The 18433-nt window shown below is 66.7% G+C and carries 20 protein-coding genes and 1 tRNA gene; 18 read left to right on the top strand and 3 right to left on the bottom strand.

Annotation, left to right across the window (positions count from 1 at the left end; translation table 11 throughout):
- The first annotated feature begins 3 nt into the window (after positions 1-3).
- The 3 genes from recO to GS4_RS16105 are packed head-to-tail and all read left to right on the top strand — an operon-like array spanning position 4 to position 1986.
- A complete protein-coding gene (recO, locus tag GS4_RS16095) occupies positions 4-762 on the top strand; it encodes a DNA repair protein RecO (RefSeq protein WP_040510811.1) in 759 nt (252 codons plus the stop codon).
- A gap of 13 nt (positions 763-775) precedes the next feature.
- Positions 776-1588, top strand: a complete 813-nt coding sequence (locus tag GS4_RS16100; RefSeq protein ID WP_007622424.1) for an isoprenyl transferase — start codon at positions 776-778, stop codon at positions 1586-1588.
- The gene (locus GS4_RS16105; RefSeq protein WP_007622438.1) at positions 1585-1986 is read left to right on the top strand and encodes a hypothetical protein; all 402 of its coding nucleotides are present in this window, start codon (positions 1585-1587) and stop codon (positions 1984-1986) included. The genes GS4_RS16100 and GS4_RS16105 overlap by 4 nt, the downstream gene beginning before the upstream one ends.
- A gap of 18 nt (positions 1987-2004) precedes the next feature.
- Here the strand turns inward: GS4_RS16105 and GS4_RS16110 are convergent, their stop codons facing one another.
- Positions 2005-2457 (bottom strand): Fur family transcriptional regulator, encoded by a 453-nt coding sequence (locus GS4_RS16110; RefSeq protein ID WP_007622440.1) that lies wholly within the window; start codon positions 2455-2457, stop codon positions 2005-2007.
- Entirely contained in the window at positions 2454-2864 is a 411-nt protein-coding gene (locus tag GS4_RS16115; RefSeq protein WP_007622442.1) for an ArsR/SmtB family transcription factor, read from the bottom strand. The genes GS4_RS16110 and GS4_RS16115 overlap by 4 nt, the downstream gene beginning before the upstream one ends.
- A 187-nt stretch (positions 2865-3051) precedes the next feature.
- Between GS4_RS16115 and GS4_RS16120 the strand changes: the two genes are divergently transcribed.
- The 4 genes from GS4_RS16120 to GS4_RS16135 all read left to right on the top strand — a co-directional run bounded on the left by GS4_RS16120 (position 3052) and on the right by GS4_RS16135 (position 7804).
- Positions 3052-4440 (top strand): glycine--tRNA ligase, encoded by a 1389-nt coding sequence (locus tag GS4_RS16120; RefSeq protein ID WP_007622444.1) that lies wholly within the window; start codon positions 3052-3054, stop codon positions 4438-4440.
- Positions 4441-4601: 161 nt separating this feature from the next.
- Complete coding sequence (locus GS4_RS16125) at positions 4602-5093, top strand: cold-shock protein (protein WP_007622446.1); 492 nt, start codon at positions 4602-4604, stop codon at positions 5091-5093.
- Entirely contained in the window at positions 5086-6390 is a 1305-nt protein-coding gene (locus GS4_RS16130; RefSeq protein ID WP_040510785.1) for a deoxyguanosinetriphosphate triphosphohydrolase, read from the top strand. Before GS4_RS16125 ends, GS4_RS16130 begins: the two co-directional genes overlap by 8 nt.
- A 241-nt stretch (positions 6391-6631) precedes the next feature.
- Positions 6632-7804, top strand: coding sequence for a Cmx/CmrA family chloramphenicol efflux MFS transporter (locus GS4_RS16135; RefSeq protein ID WP_007622450.1), 1173 nt, complete (start codon positions 6632-6634; stop codon positions 7802-7804).
- A 139-nt stretch (positions 7805-7943) separates the two neighbouring features.
- On the opposite strand, the gene GS4_RS16140 is transcribed toward GS4_RS16135, so the two are convergent.
- Positions 7944-9446 (bottom strand): HNH endonuclease signature motif containing protein, encoded by a 1503-nt coding sequence (locus GS4_RS16140; RefSeq protein ID WP_439644625.1) that lies wholly within the window; start codon positions 9444-9446, stop codon positions 7944-7946.
- Positions 9447-9786: 340 nt separating this feature from the next.
- On the opposite strand from GS4_RS16140, the gene GS4_RS16150 reads away from it, so the two are divergent.
- From GS4_RS16150 to GS4_RS16175, 11 genes are all read left to right on the top strand, one after another.
- Positions 9787-10716 (top strand): SDR family oxidoreductase, encoded by a 930-nt coding sequence (locus tag GS4_RS16150; protein ID WP_040510789.1) that lies wholly within the window; start codon positions 9787-9789, stop codon positions 10714-10716.
- A gap of 138 nt (positions 10717-10854) precedes the next feature.
- Complete coding sequence (gene dnaG, locus GS4_RS16155; protein WP_007622454.1) at positions 10855-12780, top strand: DNA primase; 1926 nt, start codon at positions 10855-10857, stop codon at positions 12778-12780.
- Between the two features lie 130 nt (positions 12781-12910).
- A complete protein-coding gene (locus tag GS4_RS16160; protein ID WP_040510791.1) occupies positions 12911-13252 on the top strand; it encodes a hypothetical protein in 342 nt (113 codons plus the stop codon).
- 109 nt (positions 13253-13361) lie between these two features.
- Positions 13362-13435 (top strand) — tRNA-Ile (locus GS4_RS16165).
- A 558-nt stretch (positions 13436-13993) separates the two neighbouring features.
- A complete protein-coding gene (locus tag GS4_RS25980; protein WP_007622456.1) occupies positions 13994-14329 on the top strand; it encodes an AAA family ATPase in 336 nt (111 codons plus the stop codon).
- Positions 14330-14617: 288 nt separating this feature from the next.
- Positions 14618-14845 carry a hypothetical protein gene (locus GS4_RS25985; RefSeq protein ID WP_217997689.1) on the top strand — a complete coding sequence of 76 codons (228 nt, stop codon included), beginning with the start codon at positions 14618-14620 and terminating at the stop codon, positions 14843-14845.
- Positions 14846-14921: 76 nt separating this feature from the next.
- Positions 14922-15305, top strand: coding sequence for a hypothetical protein (locus GS4_RS25990; RefSeq protein ID WP_217997690.1), 384 nt, complete (start codon positions 14922-14924; stop codon positions 15303-15305).
- A 261-nt stretch (positions 15306-15566) separates the two neighbouring features.
- Positions 15567-15932: a hypothetical protein gene (locus tag GS4_RS25995; protein WP_217997691.1), complete on the top strand. Its 366-nt coding sequence runs from the start codon at positions 15567-15569 to the stop codon at positions 15930-15932.
- A 217-nt stretch (positions 15933-16149) separates the two neighbouring features.
- Positions 16150-16683, top strand: a complete 534-nt coding sequence (locus tag GS4_RS25255; RefSeq protein ID WP_157226648.1) for a sigma-70 family RNA polymerase sigma factor — start codon at positions 16150-16152, stop codon at positions 16681-16683.
- Entirely contained in the window at positions 16680-17345 is a 666-nt protein-coding gene (locus GS4_RS25650) for a hypothetical protein (RefSeq protein WP_007622461.1), read from the top strand. The genes GS4_RS25255 and GS4_RS25650 overlap by 4 nt, the downstream gene beginning before the upstream one ends.
- On the top strand, positions 17338-18369 hold the full coding sequence (locus tag GS4_RS16175) for an ImmA/IrrE family metallo-endopeptidase (protein WP_157226649.1): 1032 nt from the start codon (positions 17338-17340) through the stop codon (positions 18367-18369). The genes GS4_RS25650 and GS4_RS16175 overlap by 8 nt, the downstream gene beginning before the upstream one ends.
- Positions 18370-18433 lie beyond the last annotated feature (64 nt).

Genomic DNA, 18433 nt, shown 5'->3' on the forward strand with positions numbered 1-18433 from the left:
GGGGTGAGGTTCTATCGGGATGAAGCCGTCGTGCTCCGCCAGCACAAGCTGGGCGAGGCCGATCGGATCATCACGCTGCTCACCCAGGATCATGGGCTGGTGCGCGCGGTGGCCAAGGGCGTCCGGCGCACCCGGTCCAAGTTCGGAGCCCGCCTCGAGCCGTTCGCCCACATCGACGTCCATCTCTATCCGGGTCGCAGTCTCGATGTGGTCACTCAGGTGCACAGCCTCAACGCCTTCGCGGCCGACATCGTCGCCGACTACGGCCGCTACACGACCGCCTGCGCGGTCCTGGAGACGGCCGAGCGTCTCGCCGGTGAGGAGCGGGCACCAGCGCATCAGCTGCACCGACTCACCGTCGGCGCACTGGAGGCGCTCGCCACCGATCGCCGACCGCGGGAACTGATACTCGACGCCTTCCTCTTGCGCGCCATGCACTGCGCCGGGTGGATGCCTGCCCTGGACGAGTGCGCGCGCTGTGCCCGGCCCGGCCCGCACCGTGCGTTCCACGTGGCCGCAGGTGGCGCCGTGTGCACACACTGCAGACCGTCGGGTGCCGCGACGCCGTCGCTCGGGGTCATGGATCTGATGGAGGCTCTCTTCCGCGGCGACTGGGACCACACCGAACTGGTCAGCGCCTCGGTGGCGCGCCAGGCCAGCGGGCTGACGGCAGCACATCTGCAGTGGCATCTCGAGCGTCAGCTGCGAACCCTGCCGCTCATCGAGCGCACGGCTCCCCATAGGCTGGTGGAAACCGCGTGAGGGGAGTCGGGTGATGGCACGTCGGCCGGGGTCTAGGTCGGCCGAATCGGTGGCGCCGCAGACTGTGCGACCACCGGATCCGCACCCGAGTGGCGCTCGTCCGCCGGAGATCCCCGCGCAGTTCGTGCCGCGGCACGTCGCGCTGGTGATGGACGGCAACGGTCGTTGGGCGACCGACCGCGGCCTGCCCCGCACCGAAGGACACAAGCGTGGCGAAGCCGTTCTGATGGATACCGTCTGCGGCTGTATCGAACTCGGTGTCGGATGGTTGTCGGCGTATGCGTTCTCCACCGAGAACTGGTCGCGCAGTCCCGACGAGGTGAAGTTCCTGATGGGCTTCAACCGCGACGTCATCCGGCGCAGGCGCGACGAGATGAACGAGATGGGCGTCCGGGTCCGGTGGGCCGGTCGCCGACCGCGACTGTGGCGCAGTGTGATCCGTGAGCTCGAGGTCGCGGAGGAACTCACCCGCGACAACACGGTCATGACCCTGACGATGTGCGTCAACTATGGCGGTCGCGCCGAGATCGCGGACGCGGCCAAGGAGATCGCGCGCCGCGCGGTCGCCGGCGAGATCAACCCCGACCGGATAACCGAGTCGACGTTCGCACGGTTCCTCGACGAGCCGGACATGCCCGACGTCGACCTGTTCCTCCGGCCGTCGGGGGAGCAGCGCATCTCGAATTTCCTGCTCTGGCAGTCGGCATATGCCGAGATGGTCTACCAGGAGAAGCTGTTCCCCGACTTCGATCGCCGCGACCTGTGGGAGGCGTGCCTCGAATATGCCCGGCGCGACCGACGATTCGGAGGGGTGGCACCGCGATGACCGCCGCCGGAACACTGCTCACACGTGTGGCAGCACTCGCAGCCGAGATCGGCACCGTCGACACCACCGACGACGAGTCGGTGGTGGTCCAGGTCGGCACCACCAGGGCGTCACTGCGGGTCCTCACACTGGCGCCCGGTCTCGAGGTCCTGTCGGTCACCCAGCTGATCGCAGTGAACCTGCCCAACACCGAGGCGTTGCGCACCGACGTCGAGAACTGCGACGCAGAGCTGAGTTTCGGGGCGTTGCGCCGTTCGGAACCGCAGGGGGTGACCACGGATGTGTTGCAGTACTACACGTTTCCGGCAGGATCCCTCGAGGACGTGCCATTGCTGACCATCGTCCACATCGTGTTGTCGGCGGGTTCGGACGTCGCCGATCGCCTCACCGGGGCCTGATCCGCAGGACTGCGCGGACTAGCGCAGCGCCGCCTGACATTCGGCGCAGTAGCCGAACACCTCGACGGTGTGGTTGATGTCGGAGAAGCCATGTTCCGCCGCGACCGTCGCGGCCCACCGCTCCACCGGATCGGCCTGGACCTCGACGGTGGTACCGCAGCGACGGCAGACGAGATGGTGGTGGTGACCGGTGGAGCAATGCCGGTACCGGGTCTCGCCGGAGCCGTCCCAGAGGGCGTCGATCTGGCCGGCCTGACTCAGGGCCTGCAGGTTGCGGTAGACGGTGGTGAGTCCGATCGACTCGCCCCGCGCCTTCAGTTGCTCGTGGAGTTCTTGCGCGGACCGGAAGTCGTCACCGGCGGCGAGGGCATCGGCGATGGCGGCACGCTGACGCGTCGAGCGCACACCCGTCACCGGGCGGTCGCGGGTGTCGGCACCGGCGGTCGGGTCCGCCGAACCCTGCGTGGTCATTCGACGACGGTCCGGCCGGACGTCGTCGGGGCCTGCGCGGAACCATCGTCTCGGGGCTCCTGCACGTGGGTGATCGCGTCGGTGACGATGTGTGCGAGGTGATGGTCGACCAACTCGTACATGATCTCGCGGCCGTGTCGGTGACCTCGGACCACACCCGCATCTTTCAGCACCCGAAGGTGCTGGCTGACCAGCGGTTGGCTGAGCCCGAGGAGACCGACCAACTCGTGTACGCAGCGTGAGTGCTCACGCAGGTTGAGGACGATCGCGATCCGCGTGGGCGCAGCCAGGGCGCGCAGCAACTCGCTCGCCGCCTCGCGCGCCTGCGGATCGGCGGCCTCGCCGGCGGGATGTCCCTCGACGACCTCGCCGGTCGAATGCTTGCTGACGGAATCGTCGACGGTCATCGGCAACCCTTCGCTCGTACTCACCGGCCCCCAGTCTAAGGGAAATGATTTTCAACCGGTGCCGTGGCGGGCGGGCCGCGATCGAGAACGAGCAGGCGGCTAACCTGTTGGGAGCCGACCGGTCGTCGACCGACGAACCGATCAGCACCTCCGCTGACCCCCAACACTCCGGGAGAAGAAGCTCATCGTGGCCGCTCAGACCAACCGCGTCGAATCCGTCGTCAATCTCGCCAAGCGGCGAGGTCTGGTGTTCCCGTGCGGTGAGATCTACGGCGGTACCCGCTCGGCCTGGGATTACGGACCGCTGGGCGTGGAGCTCAAGGACAACATCAAGCGGCAGTGGTGGCGGACGATGGTCACCAGTCGCGACGACGTCGTCGGCCTCGACTCCTCGGTGATCCTGCCGCGTCGAGTGTGGGAGGCATCCGGTCACGTCGAGGTGTTCACCGATCCGCTGGTGGAATCGCTGTACACGCACAAGCGCTACCGCGCCGACCACCTGCTCGAGGCCTACGAGATCAAGCACGGCCACCCGCCGGAGAACGGCCTGGCCGACATCAACGATCCCGACACAGGTCAGCCCGGCAACTGGACCGAGCCCAGGGCGTTCAGCGGTCTGATGAAGACCTACCTCGGCCCCGTCGACGACGAGGAGGGTCTGCACTACCTCCGGCCGGAGACCGCGCAGGGCATCTTCGTGAACTTCAAGAACGTCATGACCACGGCTCGCAAGAAGCCGCCGTTCGGCATCGCGCAGATCGGCAAGAGCTTCCGCAACGAGATCACGCCGGGCAACTTCATCTTCCGGACACGTGAGTTCGAGCAGATGGAGATGGAGTTCTTCGTCAAGCCGGGCGACGACGAGGAATGGCACCAGTACTGGATCGACCATCGCTTCGACTGGTACGTCGGCCTGGGCATCGATCCGGAGAATCTGCGTCTGTACGAGCACGCACCCGAGAAGCTGTCGCACTACTCCAAGCGGACGGTCGACGTCGAGTACAAGTTCGGCTTTGCCGGCAACCCGTGGGGTGAACTCGAGGGCGTGGCCAATCGCACCGACTTCGACCTCAGCACCCACAGCAAGCACTCCGGAGAGGACCTGTCGTTCTTCGACCAGGCATCGGGAGAGCGCTACACCCCGTTCGTGATCGAGCCCGCGGCCGGCCTCACCCGATCGCTGATGGCGTTCCTGTGCGATGCCTACACCGAGGAAGAGGTGCCGAACGCCAAGGGCGGCACCGACACCCGCACGGTCCTCAAGCTGGATCGACGACTGGCCCCGGTCAAGGTCGCGGTGTTGCCGCTGTCGCGCAACGAGAAGCTCTCGCCGAAGGCCAAGGATCTCGCCGCCGAGCTGCGCACCCACTGGAATGTGGAGTTCGACGATGCGCAGGGCATCGGCAAGCGTTACCGCCGACAGGATGAGATCGGCACCCCGTTCTGCGTCACGGTCGATTTCGACACCCTCGACGACCAGGCGGTCACCGTGCGCGAGCGCGACACGATGAGTCAGGAGCGGGTGGCGCTCGACAAGGTCGTCGAGTACCTGGGCGGAAAGCTCGTCGGCGCCTGATCGTCCGGTGCGGACGGCGCGCATCGTCACACCACATGGGTCGCGAGGTCGTCATCTCCGCGAATGGTCGCGACCTGCGCGGATCTGTCATAGTTGAGTGGAAAGTTGTCGCCGCGCGGGCACGGGGTCCGAGGTAGGGCGACGAAGAGAGTGAGTCTGTTGTGTCTGTCAGTGGGAAAGTCGTGCACTACGACGCCAATCGCGGTTTCGGGTTCCTCGCGCCGGAGTCCGGCGGAGCCGATGTGTTCTTGCACATCAACGACATCGACATCGACGAGAACTCGCTGAAGCCCGGCGCCAAGGTCGAGTTCGACATCGAGGAGACCGATCGCGGGTCCAAAGCGGTCAACGTCGCCGTGACCGAGGCCGCGCCGGCCGACGAGGCGCCCGCGGGTCGTCCGCAGCGGCGCGACAGCCATGATCACGGTCGGGGGCACGGGTCGGACCGCGATCGCGGAGACCGCGGTGATCGCGGTCGCCGTACGCGTTCGCACGGTGGCGGCGGATCGGGGTCGCTCGACGCCGCTGCCTTCACCGAGGAGATCACCGAGGTTCTGCTCGATTCGGCCGACGACCTCACCGCAGCGCAGATCGTCGCGATCCGGCAGCGCGTCACGGACTTCGCCATCGCCCGGGGCTGGGTGTTTGACTGACTCACCGTTGGTGGGCGCCCAGCGGCCACCAGGTGCGGCGTACGGAGACGAGGCGATCGAGCGTGTGGTCGCCGAGGACGCGAAGCTCGCGAGCCTTCCCGGCACCCGCACCGACCACCGCAGCGACTTCGCGCGAGACCGCGCGCGAGTGCTGCATTCCGCGGCGCTCCGGCGCCTCGCGGACAAGACGCAGGTCGTCGGGCCGCGCGAGGGTGACACCCCGCGCACCCGGCTGACGCATTCCCTCGAGGTGGGGCAGATCGGCCGAGGCATCGCCATCGGTCTCGGGTGCGAGCCCGATCTGGTGGAGTTGGCAGGTCTGGCGCACGACATCGGTCATCCGCCCTATGGGCACAACGGCGAACGGGCGCTCGACGAGGTGGCCGCCGAGATCGGTGGGTTCGAGGGCAATGCGCAGAACCTCCGCATCCTGACGCGCCTGGAGCCGAAGCTGCTCGACGACCAGGGCCACAGTGTCGGCTTGAATCTCACACGCGCGTCATTGGACGCGACGCTGAAGTACCCGTGGCGACGGACCGTGCCGTCGGGCAAGTTCGGGGCGTACGAGGACGACGCCGATGCCCTTGCCTGGATTCGGCGCGGAGCACCTGAGGGAGTGCGGTGTGTCGAGGCGCAGTTGATGGACTGGTCGGACGATGTCGCCTATTCGGTGCACGACCTCGAGGACGGCGTCATCTCGAACCGCATCGATCTGCGCACCCTCGGAGACGCCGACGATCAGCGTGAGCTCGCCGAGATCGGGGTTCGACAGTTCGACGGGCTGGAAGTGGAGGCGTTGATCGATGCGGCGCAACGGCTCTCGCAGATGGAGATCGTCGCCGCGATCGGTTCCTTCGACGGCACCCTCGATGCGTCGGTCGCGCTCAAACGACTTACCAGCGAACTGATCGGACGCTTCGCGTCGGCTGCGATCACGGGGACGCGAGCGGTGGTCGGAGACCGGTCGGTGTCGCGGTACGACGCCGACATCACGGTGCCGCCGCTGGTCGCGGCCGAGGTCGCCGTGCTCAAAACGGTCGCCTTGCGGTTCATCTTCTCCGACGCGCGGCACAAGTCGCACCAGGAGCGGCAGCGTGAGCGCATCCATCGGGTCGCGTCCTGGCTGACCGCGGCCGCGCCCGGTGGACTCGACCCCATCTTCGTGCCGATGTGGCACTCGGCGCCGGATGACTCCGCGCGGTTGCGTGTCATCGTCGATCAGATCGCCTCGATGACCGAAGGTCGTCTGGAACGCACCGACCGCCAGAATTCGGGCGCGCAAGCCCATCTGGGATGACGCATCTGGGATGGCGGTAGCGCCGGCAAAATCGGCTGGGTGCCTGCGCCGGTACATGGGTAGGGTGCAGGGTATGTCGAGTCCCGAAGCGTCCAGGTCGGGGTCTGTCGGTTCCGCCGCCGGCCCCGAGAACCCCTGATCTGACACATGATGCGTGGTGATCACCACGCATGACGCGGTTCGCGGTGCCCGGCCGCGGTGACGAGAAGCTCTCACTGCTCTCACTCATCCCGGAGACTCGATGCCTCTTCCGCTGTATCTTCTTGCTGCCGCCGTGTTCGCCATGGGCACATCGGAATTCATGCTCGCCGGACTCACGCCGGACATCGCCGCCGGGCTCGGTGTGTCCACCGCGACAGCCGGCTTGCTGACCTCGGCGTTCGCTGTGGGGATGGTGGTCGGTGCGCCGACCACTGCTGCACTCGCACGTCGCTGGCCACCCCGAGCCGCCCTGCTGACCTTCCTGTCCGTGTTCGCCGGCTGCCATGTGGTGGGTGCACTCACCGACGACTTCGGGATCCTCGTGGCGTCGCGTGTGGTGGCGGCAGTTGTGAGCGCCGGCTTCCTGTCCGTCGCCCTGAGTACCGTCACCGCTCTCGTCGCGCCCGATCGCACGGCTCGCGCTCTCGCGGTGCTGTTGTCGGGGACGACGCTGGCGACCATCGTCGGGGTCCCCGGCGGTGCAGCGCTCGGCTCCCTGCTCGACTGGCGCGCGACATTCTGGTCGATCGTCATCCTCTGCGCGTTCGCAATGATCGGGGTCGCCGCAATCGACATGCGACGCGACCAGGAGGCACCGCGATCGGCGGGCCCGCGCCTCGCGGACGAGTTGCGTGTGATCACGAGGCCGCGGTTGGTGATGATGATGCTGCTCGGTGTCCTGGTGAACGCTGCCACCTTCGCGACATTCACCTACCTGGCCCCGGTCGTGACCGACGTCGCCGGTCTGGGGGACCTGTGGGTCCCGTTGGCACTCTTCGGTTTCGGAGTCGGATCGTTCTGCGGCGTGACCGTGGCCGGACGACTCGCCGATCGCCGACCCTTCGAGGTGGTGGCGCTCGGAGGTCCGGCCCTCCTCGTCGGTTGGATCGTGCTCGCGGTCGGGGGCTCGGTGCCGGAACTGTTGCTGCCGATGACGTTCGTCCAGGGCACACTCTGCTTCGCGGTCGGGAGCACGGTGATCGCCCGGATTCTCGCGGAATCACACGGTGCTCCGACGATGGGTGGGTCGTACGCCACCGTGGCGCTCAACCTCGGTGCCGCTGTCGGCCCGGCTGTCGGTGGGGTGATGCTCGGAACCGCGGCCGGCCCGCTCGGTCCGGTGTGGCTGAGCGCCGGTCTGGTCGGTGCGGCGCTCGTCGTCGGGGCAGTGTGCTGGACGGTGATCCGGCGATCGTGCGCTCTGATTCGTTGATCGTGCGCTGGGAATCGTTGATCGTGCGTTACTGCGGCCGCGGGTCGGCGAGGCTTCTGGCGGCGAGTGCGCAGTCGACGTTTGCCGCGCACGGTCGACGTTTTGGAGCGCACGGTCGACGGGGTATGAGTGTGGCAGGTCAGTCGTGATTCGGTGGTTGGGCGCGTGTGAGTGCCCGGTCGGGGTGGTGGATGTTGTTGATGCGTGGTGTCGGTGGGCCGTTGATGGGTTGGGTGGTTGCTGGTGGTGTCCAGGTGACTCGTCTGGTGGTGCGGTCCAGGCGGGTGGTCCATTGGTCTCGGCGTGGGCCGGCGGCGCGGTTGTGTTTGGGGCATGCCACGCCGAGTTCGTTGATGTCGGTGCGTCCGCCTTCAGCCCAGTCGGTGAGGTGGTGGGCTTCGGAGTGCATGGCGGGTTGGTCGCAGTCGGGTGCGGTGCAGCCACGGTCGCTGGCGAACAGGGCCATGCGTTGGGCGCGGGATGCGGTTCGGCGTGCTCGTCCGAAGTAGAGGATTTCTTGGGTGTGATCGGCAAATACCGCCAGGTGCGGATCGGCGTGGGCGGCGAGGTCGACAACATCGCGCCACGGCAGATCAGCGCTGGTGGCGGTGACGCCGAGGCCGGCGGATTCGCGGAGTTGGGTTTCGGTGATGGAGATGATCAGCTGCGGTGGCAGTCCGCGATGACTCCCTCCCAAGGCCCCGCCGTCCAACACGCACTTGAGGAGGGCGTTCAGGGCGTCGTGGTTGCGCTGGGCTTGGGAGCGTGAGTCGCGTTGGGCTGCATCCTTGATCACCTCGGTGTCGGGGTCGGTGTCGTCGATGCTGCCTGATGGGGAGTGTGGGTCGTCGGGGTTGTTCATCCCGGGTGCTGCCCATTTGGCGAGGACGACGTCGAGCATGGCTCGGGTGATCGGGTCGAGGGTGGCGGTCAGTGTCGACATCAGCTGCGCGTCTTGGCGCGACAGGGTCATCGAGCGTTGCAGAGCCCGGTCACGCTCGTCGGTGAGTACACCATCGGGATTCAGGTGAGCCAACAATCTGACGCCCACCTGACTCAATGCGTGCAGCGACAAGGTCCGTGCGTGTTCGGCCAGCGCGACTTCGGCGGCCACCTGATCATCGACTTCGACGTGCGTGGGGATGCGGTTGGTGATGTCGAGGATCACCGACACGTGTTCGGGCGCGATCGCACCTTCGGCGAGTGCATCTGCTGTTGCCGACAGTTCCGGTGGCTGCTGGAGTCCGGTGATGGTGAATGTTTCCGACAGCGCTGCAGCGTGATCGAGGCGGCGTTTCACATCCGGCACACCGAGGTGGTTGGCCATAAACATCCGTATCGTCGCCGCACCGGTCAGCCGCCACGCGTCACGGTCGGCCACGTCCATCAGACGGCGATGCCCGATCGACTGCATCTGCCGAGTCAGTTTCTCGTGTTCGACAGCGAGATGCACAGTGTCGCTGTCGGTACAAGCATCGGCGTCGAGCTCCTGGATCCGTGCTACCGCTCGTGCCAGATCGGAATACGCATCGATCAACTCAGCGCGCACAGTCGCACTGCTCGTCGCAGTGGTCGGCGGCGGCGCAACATCTGTCGGCCGAATGGGTGTGGGTGGTGGCTTGTCGAAAGCCATGATCATCATCTCCTCATAGCTTCCGTTATCTGAACAGAACACTATCCCGACCCACCGACAATTCCGTTCGTCGACAGTTGTCGGTCACTGCCCACCGCGCAACTGACACGTGAGCGAACCACGCTGTGCACCAACCACACCGCGCCCCGCTGACGTGTCAGGAATCCGAACACCGCCGCGCCGAGATGCAGATTGCAGGGACGTGCAGCTGCCCCGCGCACGATCGACAGATCCGAGCGCACGGTCGACGGATCCGCGCGCACGGTCGACGAGTTGGAGCGCACGGTGGGCGACGAACACCTGGAGCGTTCGCGACTCCCGAATCGCGAACTGTGTCAGACTCGGAACCGTGGCGGACACGTCAGCAGGGGACCGGCTGCGAGGCAGAGTTGCTGTCGTGGCAGGTGCGACGCGCGGTGCCGGACGTGGCATCGCAGCGGCGCTGGGCGAGGCCGGGGCGACCGTGGTGTGCACCGGTCGCAGCAGCCGCGGCGGGAACATCGCGATCCGCTCCGATTACGACCGGGGCGAGACCATCGAAGAGACCGCCGAGATGGTCTCCGGACTCGGCGGTGCCGGGGTGGCGATCCAGGTCGACCATCTCGATCCTGATCAGGTGCGCCGTCTGGCCGATCGGCTCCGGGCCGATCACGGGCACATCGACATCCTGGTCAACGACATATGGGGAGCCGAGCAGCTCAAGGGGCCGCCACCGACCTGGAACACCCCGATCTGGGAACACGACCTCGACACCGGGCTACGCATCCTGCGGTTGGCGATCGACACACATCTGATCACCTCACATCACCTGTTGCCGTTGCTGGTCGACCGTCCGGGCGGACTGCTCGTCGAGATCACCGACGGCACAACGTCGTTCAATGCAGACAATTATCGGATCTCGGTGTACTACGACCTGGCGAAGGTGGCCGTCAACCGACTGGCGTTCTCGCAAGGACACGAACTCGCCGAACGCGGTGGCACGGCTATCGCGGTCACACCGGGATGGCTCCGGTCGGAGATGATGCTCGATGCCTTCGGCGTGACCGAGTCCACCTGGCGCAACGCCCTCGACGGTTCGGTCGACGGCCACCCGCAGGCTCCGCCCGGGTTCGCCGGGTCCGAATCGCCGCGTTACGTCGGCCGCAGCATAGCAGCCCTCGCCGCCGACCCCGACCGGGGGCGGTGGAACCAGGGGTCGGTGACCGCCGGCGAGCTCGCCCGTGAGTACGGGGTCACCGACCTCGACGGGACTCGGCCGGACAGCTGGAGTGACGAGTGACGCATACGAGAACGCAGAGCTCGGCCCCGACCGCCTGACGTCGTCGTCTGTGCGCGCGGCAGGTCGTCGTCGCCCGGGCGCCGGACGGTCTGCGACCGGTCGGCACCGGGACCGCTCACCGGTCACTACACTGGTCGCGTGCCAGGCCGAATCCCCGATCGCGACATCACGGAGATCCGTGAACAGACGCGGATCGAGGACATCGTCGGCGACTACGTGGCTCTGCGGCGGGCAGGAGCGGACAGCCTCAAGGGCCTGTGTCCTTTCCACGACGAGAAGAGCCCGTCGTTCCACGTCCGGCCCAACCACGGGCACTTTCACTGCTTCGGCTGCGGCGAGGGCGGCGACGTCTACAGCTTCCTGCAGAAACAGGAGCACATCAGCTTCGTGGAAGCGGTCGAGCAGCTCGCCGACCGCATCGGCTACCGGATCAACTACGAGGGCGGCGGCACCGCCATCAATCGCGATCGCGGGACCAGGGCACGTCTGGTCGCGGCCAATGCCGCGGCTCAGAAGTACTACGCCGAACAGCTGCGAACTCCTGACGCCCAGGCCGCCCGCGACTACCTGAAAGACCGTGATTTCGACGGCGCGACCGCCGTGACCTTTGGGTGTGGCTACGCGCCGGCCGGCTGGGACACCATGACCAAGGCTCTCCTCTCGCAGGGGTTCGAGTTCTCCGAGCTGGAGGCCGCCGGGTTGTCGAAGCAAGGGCGCAAGGGACCCATCGACCGGTTCCACCGTCGGCTCCTGTGGCCCATCAGGAACCTCGGTGGCGACATCATCGGATTCGGTGCCCGCAAGCTCTACGACGACGACAACCTCGGCAAGTACATGAACACGCCGGAGACGATGTTGTACAAGAAGTCTCAGGTGCTGTTCGGACTCGACCACGCCAAGAAGAACATCGCCCGCGGTCACCAGGTGGTGATCGTCGAGGGTTACACCGACGTGATGGCGATGCACCTGGCCGGCGTGACCACCGCGGTCGCGTCGTGTGGCACCGCATTCGGCGAGGACCACCTCGCGCTGGTCCGACGTCTGATGATGGACGACTCGTACTTCCGCGGTGAGGTGATCTACACCTTCGACGGCGACGACGCGGGTAAGGCGGCCGCGCTCAAGGCATTCGAAGGTGAACAGAGTATTGCCGGACAGACCTTCGTGGCCATCGCGCCGGACGGCATGGACCCATGCGAACTGCGGCAGGACAAGGGTGACGGAGCTGTTCGTGACCTGATCGCGCGGCGGGTCCCGATGTTCGAGTTCGCGATCAACGCCCTGCTGGGCGGACACGATCTCGACACCGCCGAGGGGCGAGTGCACGCGCTGCGCGACGCCGTGCCGGTGGTGGCCAGGATCAAGGACGTCGCCCTCCGGGACGAGTACGCCCGACAACTCGCCGGCTGGGTCGGTTGGGAAGACGTGGGGCAGGTCCTCGGTCGGGTTCGGGAGGAAGCCGCCAAGGCGGCTCGGTCACGTCCCGCCGAGTCGACCCGCGGTGGCCGGAATCGCGGTACCGCGACCCGCCCCCAACGTCCCGAGGCGACATCGGCCGCCGCTGCGCGGCCGATTGCCTCCGACCCGCGGCTGTGGCCCCAGCGCGAGGCGCTGAAGGCCGCGCTGCAGTATCCGGCGATCGCTGGGACCGTGTTCGACTCGCTGCCGCTGGAGTGCTTCACCGAGGGTGCCTACGGCCTGATCCGGACGGCGATGACCGACCTCGGTGGTACGTCGTCGGGGATGGGTGGCGCGGCCTGGGTCGATGCGGTGCGCAACGCTGTCGACGATCCCGTGATCGGACCGCTCGTCACCGAACTCGCCGTTGAGTCGATGCCGGTGGGGGAGAACAACATCCCGCGCTACATCAGCAGCGTGCTCGCGCGTCTGCAAGAGGTCTGGGTCGGTGCGCAGATCGCCGACATCAAGTCGCGCCTGCGACGGATGGCCCCCAGCGAGGATCCTGACGCCTACAACGCCGTCTTCGGAGATCTCGTCGCGCTCGAGGCGTACCGGCGGAGCCTGTTGGAGCAGGCCGTCGACCCTGACGCCGACGCCGGTTGAGCGGTCTGACGATCCGGTTGTCCTCGGAGTCGGTGGCGCACAGACACGTGATTTTCGGGCTTCGACCGATCGAATGAACCTCGGGCCCGAGCATGTCCTTGCGTGGCATTGGCCGAATACTCTGTGGCGCATGATGATGAAGCGTGCCGCGGCTGCGGGACTCATCGCCGCGGGGGTCCTCACCGGTGGGGTCGTGAGCCTCGTCGAGGCCGGTGAAGCCGATGCAACCGTCCCTCGTGTCGGCGCCCATTGCGACAGAGCAGAAGTCAACTCGTTGCGTCGGACGAAGGGCATCTCGGTGGTGTGTGCCCACACCGGTCCGCGCTCGGGCACCAGGTGGGTCCGTACCGCGCCGGCCGATCCCGTGGTCCGCTACGCCGGGCAGTCGTGCTCGGGGCGATATGCGGTCGCGGCCACCCGGATCGGTGTCGCACTCAAGTGTGTGGACGGCAGGTGGCGGTTCGGTCCGTAGCGGGATTCGATCAGCGCGCCGCACACGCTGCCCGGTCGCGGCGTAGGCGTCCCCGGGCGGCGCTGTCGGGTGCGGTAATCTCTCGGATCGGACACCACGGTGCCCGGTCGGGGCGGTAGCTCAGTCGGTTAGAGCCGCGGACTCATAATCCGTAGGTCGCGGGTTCGAGCCCCGCCCGCCCCACCCGCCCGCCCCACCCGCGCGCACAAGGCTCGAAACCTTGCCAATGGAATCGTTGACTGGGGTTCGGGCGTTGTTGGCGTTCTGAGCCCAGTTGAGGGCGTTGGCGTCCTTGGTGGAGGACCATCTCGCCTTCAAATCGAGCAGCGCCGCCGCTCGCGAGCACGTTCCGCGTCTCGTGACAACAGCCGAACGGATGATCAGAAGTGAGCGCCGGAACGATCGCGCCCAGGCACCCATCGTCCGGGCAACGCCGCCGGGCTCTTCGCACGAGCTGGGCTCTTGCGCCCAGCACCCTGCTTGCCGCGGTGGTGTGTTTCGTCGGTGTCAGCGGCGCGATGCTAGTGGCCCAGGCGGTGATGCTGGCGCTCGGGCTCGGCGGGATTATGCGGCACTTGCGCACGCTGCCCTCATGGCTGTCGCCCGACGAGTGGGGTTTGTGGGGCTACGCAGCGGGTCACATCGTCGTGGTCGTGCGGATGATGGGTATCGCGTTCGGTGTCGTGAGCCTGCTGGGCGCGGCAGCCTGCTGGGCGGTGGCGGTCCAGTGCCTTCACGGCCGTGACGCCGGGCGTTGGTGCGATCGCCGTCTCCGGCCGCGTCCTCGATGTCCTGGTCGGCCCGGCCGGTGCCGGGAAGACGACGGCGATGAATGCGTTGCGACGTGCCTGGGAGAAGAATCATGGCAAAGGCTCGGTGGTCGGGCTTGCGCCGTCCGCGGTGGCCGCGCAGGTTCTCTCCGAGGACTTGGGGATTGCGACGGAGAACACGGCGAAGTGGTGGCAGAACCACCTCACTCACGGAACCGACTTCCAGGCCGGTCAGCTCGTCATCATCGACGAAGCCTCCCTCGCCGGCACCCTCTGTCTGGACCGCATCACGCACCTGGCCGAATGAGCCGGAGCGAAGGTGCTGATGTCGGCGACTACGCCCAGCTCCAATCCGTCGACGCCGGCTGTGCCTTCTGACTCCTTGTGGGCGATCGCGATGATGCGCCCGAGCTGGTCGACGTCCACCGCTTCACAGGCGCCTGGGACAAGCCCCTTCCCTGAGGTCACGACATGGCAGTACGCAGGTGATCGACACCTACCTCGACCACGCCCGCATCCACGACGGCGACGCCGAGACGATGACCGATACCGCCTACACCGCCTGGCGCACCGACCGGCAACGAGGGTGAGGTCGGTGCTGATCGCCGAGACCCGCGACGACGTGACCACTCTGAACCAGCGTGCTCGTGCGGACCTGATCCTCGACGGCACGTTGACGCCGGGCCGAGAGGTCGAGTTCAACGACGGCACCCACCGCCGGGGTGGGGGACACGTTCATTACCCGACGCAACGACCGCCGCCTACGGTCCGGGAAGACCTGGGTGCGCAACGGCGATGCCTGGACCATCACTGGCGTTCGTGACGACGGGTCGGTCACGACAAGACCGGCCGCCGGTTCGGCGGTTCCATCGTCCTGCCCACGGCCTATGCGGTCGAGCATGTTGATCTTCGTTACGCGGTCACCGCGCATCGGGGCCCAGGGCGTCACGGTCGATACCGGGCACGTGCTTGTCGAGCCGACCACCACGCGGGAGAATCTCTACGTCGCGATGACCCGCGGCAAGCACTCCAATCACGCCTACGTGATCCTCGACCGGCCCGACGAGCACGCCCACCCGAATCCAGGCGACAACCCACACGCCACCGGCCGCTCCGTGCTGTTCGGAGTGCTCCAGAACGTCAGGGCGGAGCTGTCCGCGCACGAGACCATCACCGCCGAACAGGAGCAGTGGGGGTCGATCGCCCAGCTCGCCGCCGAGTACGAGACCATCGCCGCCGCCCAACGAGACCGCTGGGCCACCCTCATCGTGCCTCTGGTCTGACTGCCGAGCAAGCCGACGCCGCGATCGAGTCCGAGCGTTCGGTGCACTCACCGCGGAACTGCGCCGTGCCGAGGCCAACCACCACGACCTCGACATTCTGTTGCCGCGTCTCGTGGCCGCGCGCGGGTTCGCCGATGCCGACGACATCGCTCTGTCCTGCACTACCGGGTGGCGCGTGCCACCAGCCGCCCGACAGGCTCGGGCCGCACGCGGAAGGCGCCGCGGTTGATCGCCGGACTGGTCCCATCCGCGGACGGACCGATGACCAGCGACATGCGCCACGCGCTCGATGAGCGACGCGAGCTGATCGAGACCCGCACCGACGCCGTACTCGACACCGCCCGCGACGCCGCGGAGCCCTGGACGCTGTCACTCGGTGACCCGCCGCGCGACCCACGCAAGGCAGCGGCGTGGCGACGGCACGTTCGCACCGTCGCTGGCTACCGCGACCGCTACGGCATCACCGAAGACACGCCCCTCGTACAGGAACCGGAGGACACGGCGCAGAAAATCGACTTCGCCTGCGCAAGAAGTGCGCTCGCACGGTCACGCGCTATTGCTCGGCAGCGCCCGACTGCCGCCGAGCGACGACCTGTCGAGCCCGATGCCCCCAACCGGCGCCTGTGACGCCACCCTGCCCGGGTCGCACGCAAGATCCGACACGTCTATATGCGTCACAGAACTGACTCCAAGCGAGACAATCGTCAGGAGGGCGGTCCAGGTCTCCATCAGGATGGCCTAACTGCGTCAGGCGCTATCCCGACTACGAGGTGAGGAGGACGAGGCCGATGATGAGACAGCCTCGCTGGTGTCGGCGCTGGGGCGAGGGGCCGAGGCGGCAGCGATGACCGACATGCCGCCAGACCTCGGTGCTCTCTACCTCCGCCATCGAGACGCCATGCACAAGGTTGCGGCCTCAGTGCTGCGCGAGGCTGGTCGCGCCTCTGAGGCGGAGGACGCGGTGCAGGACGCGATCGTCTCCATCATGGCTTCGCCGCCGGGGAATGTGCGGAACTGGGAAGCATTTCTCGTGACCGCGGCGAAGCGAAAGGCGCTGGATCGAATCAGATCAGCAGAGGTACGGCACGCCGGACCTGAGTTCGTCGAAGCCGTCGATGACCGTGCCGATGACTCCGACCTCGCGGAAGACATTGCGGAAGCCATCGACCAACAGGAACGGGCAGGTCATGCGTGGGACTGTCTCACGATATTGGACGAACGCCATCGAAAGGCGGTGTGGGAGACCGCGGCGTTGGGGCGGCCGCGATCTGAGGTGGCAGCCGAAATGAACGTGAGTCCGGCGCGTGTGAGCCAGATGTCGACACGATCGCTAGCGCTCCTTCGAGAGGAAATGCACAGAAAGGAGGAAGGGAAATGAATGACGACGAACGCGACAGACTTGTCGCAGAGCTGCTTGAACGACCCCAAGAGCGCGAACTTATCCTGCGTGACGTCGAGCTGAACGACCGAGAGCGCGCAGAACTTGATGGCATCGTTGAGACGGCGGATGCACTCTGGCTCGCCGCCCGAGGCGCGCCAGCACTTGAAGATGACCCCGTGGCAGCGATGCTGGGTCTACTCCCTGACAGCGAATGCCGTCTCGACTCTGCCGCGTTGTCTCGTGTAAGAAAGCGTGCGCGACTGAGCGTCAGTGACGTTGCCGCGCGCTTGCATGAGCGAGGGTGGCAGTTCGACAAGAGCGACGTTTTCAGGTGGGAGACTCGTACAGCGGCTGACGTACCTCCCGCCGTGGTCCAGGCAATCGCTGACATCTTCGGAGCACGGGTAGACGACCTGATCTCAGCTCCGTCATCGGCGTCTCTGCCCGATCACGTAGGCGCTGTACGCGCGAATCCGCTGTTTGAACAGCTCGTCACGCGCTGGTCACAGGCCCGACGAGTGTCACGTGCCGTGGCTGCTGCGACGCTCGAAAGCCGGATGCTTGCGACCGTGCACCGAGGAGAGCGCCCCGACACAGAGCAACTGTTGCGCTCGCTCGACGCCCTTGTCGCTTCTGTCGAGCAAGCCGACCGTGGGTGATACCCGCATGAACCTGGAAGGTTGTGTTGACCAGGCACTGTCCCTGCTGACGGATGACGTCCGAGCCCGCTTCGCCGGGGACCCGTTTGGCGTCCTCCGCGACGAGCTTGAGCTGACTGTCAGAGCCGTCGAACACCTAGCTAGTTCCCGTGACGACGGTGGCGCGTGTGATGGCGTCTCGTTCCTCGAAGACGGGGTGATCCTGTATGCGCCCACGCCAGCGAGTCGGCGTGAGAACTTCACTCTCGCCCATGAACTTGGGCATTGGCTCGCCGAGAGGGCGCCGGACATCTATGACTGGATAGCCGACCAGGACGAGCCCGGCCGCCTTCTCGAAACCGTCTGTGACCGGATCGCCCAGCGATTGCTCTTGCCCGAGTCTGCGGCAACAGCGGTCATCGCCAACGGACCGATCAGAGCGCAGCACCTGGTCGACCTCTATAACGCCTCCCAGGCCAGCCGGCCGGTGTGTGCGATCGCTATCGCCAAGCACCTACCCGGCTTGGGGGCCATCGCCATCATCGACCGCTACACCGGCACCGTTACACACGCCAGCGTCAAGCCCGACCCCGAGCAAGGCTGGCCCACCGTTTTCCCTTGGCGTGACCAGAAGCTCACTGAACGCCACTCCCTACTGGGCCTGGCACCAGGAGCATCTGCGGCTCGGCGCCTTTCCTGGCGAACCCCCTGGGGCACGCAAGCAGACTTCTACGTCGACGCGATCGGGGACGACAAGCGCGTCGTGGCCGTGTTTTGCGATCGAGACATTTGGGAGGTCGAGCAGTTTCATGCGCCCATCCAACGCGACTTCGACACCCGCCCCCTGCTCACAGGGTCATGCTGCGGGACCAGTTTCGAGCGCCGAGGGTACCCCTGCTCGGACTGTGGCCAGCCGTTCTGTCCTCGTTGCGGCGACTGCCGTTGTCAGCGAGATGCCAAGCGCGCACTGACCTGCACCGAGTGCTTCCTTCAGTTCCAACCACACCTCGTTGTCGACGGCCTCTGCGTGGACTGCCGTTCCTGACGCTAACTCCACACAGCCCTATCTCGACTACTCAGTGAGAGCCCCCGCGCACGCGGATCTGGGC

This window comes from Gordonia soli NBRC 108243, from assembly GCF_000334455.1.
Taxonomy (GTDB): Bacteria; Actinomycetota; Actinomycetes; order Mycobacteriales; family Mycobacteriaceae; genus Gordonia; species Gordonia soli.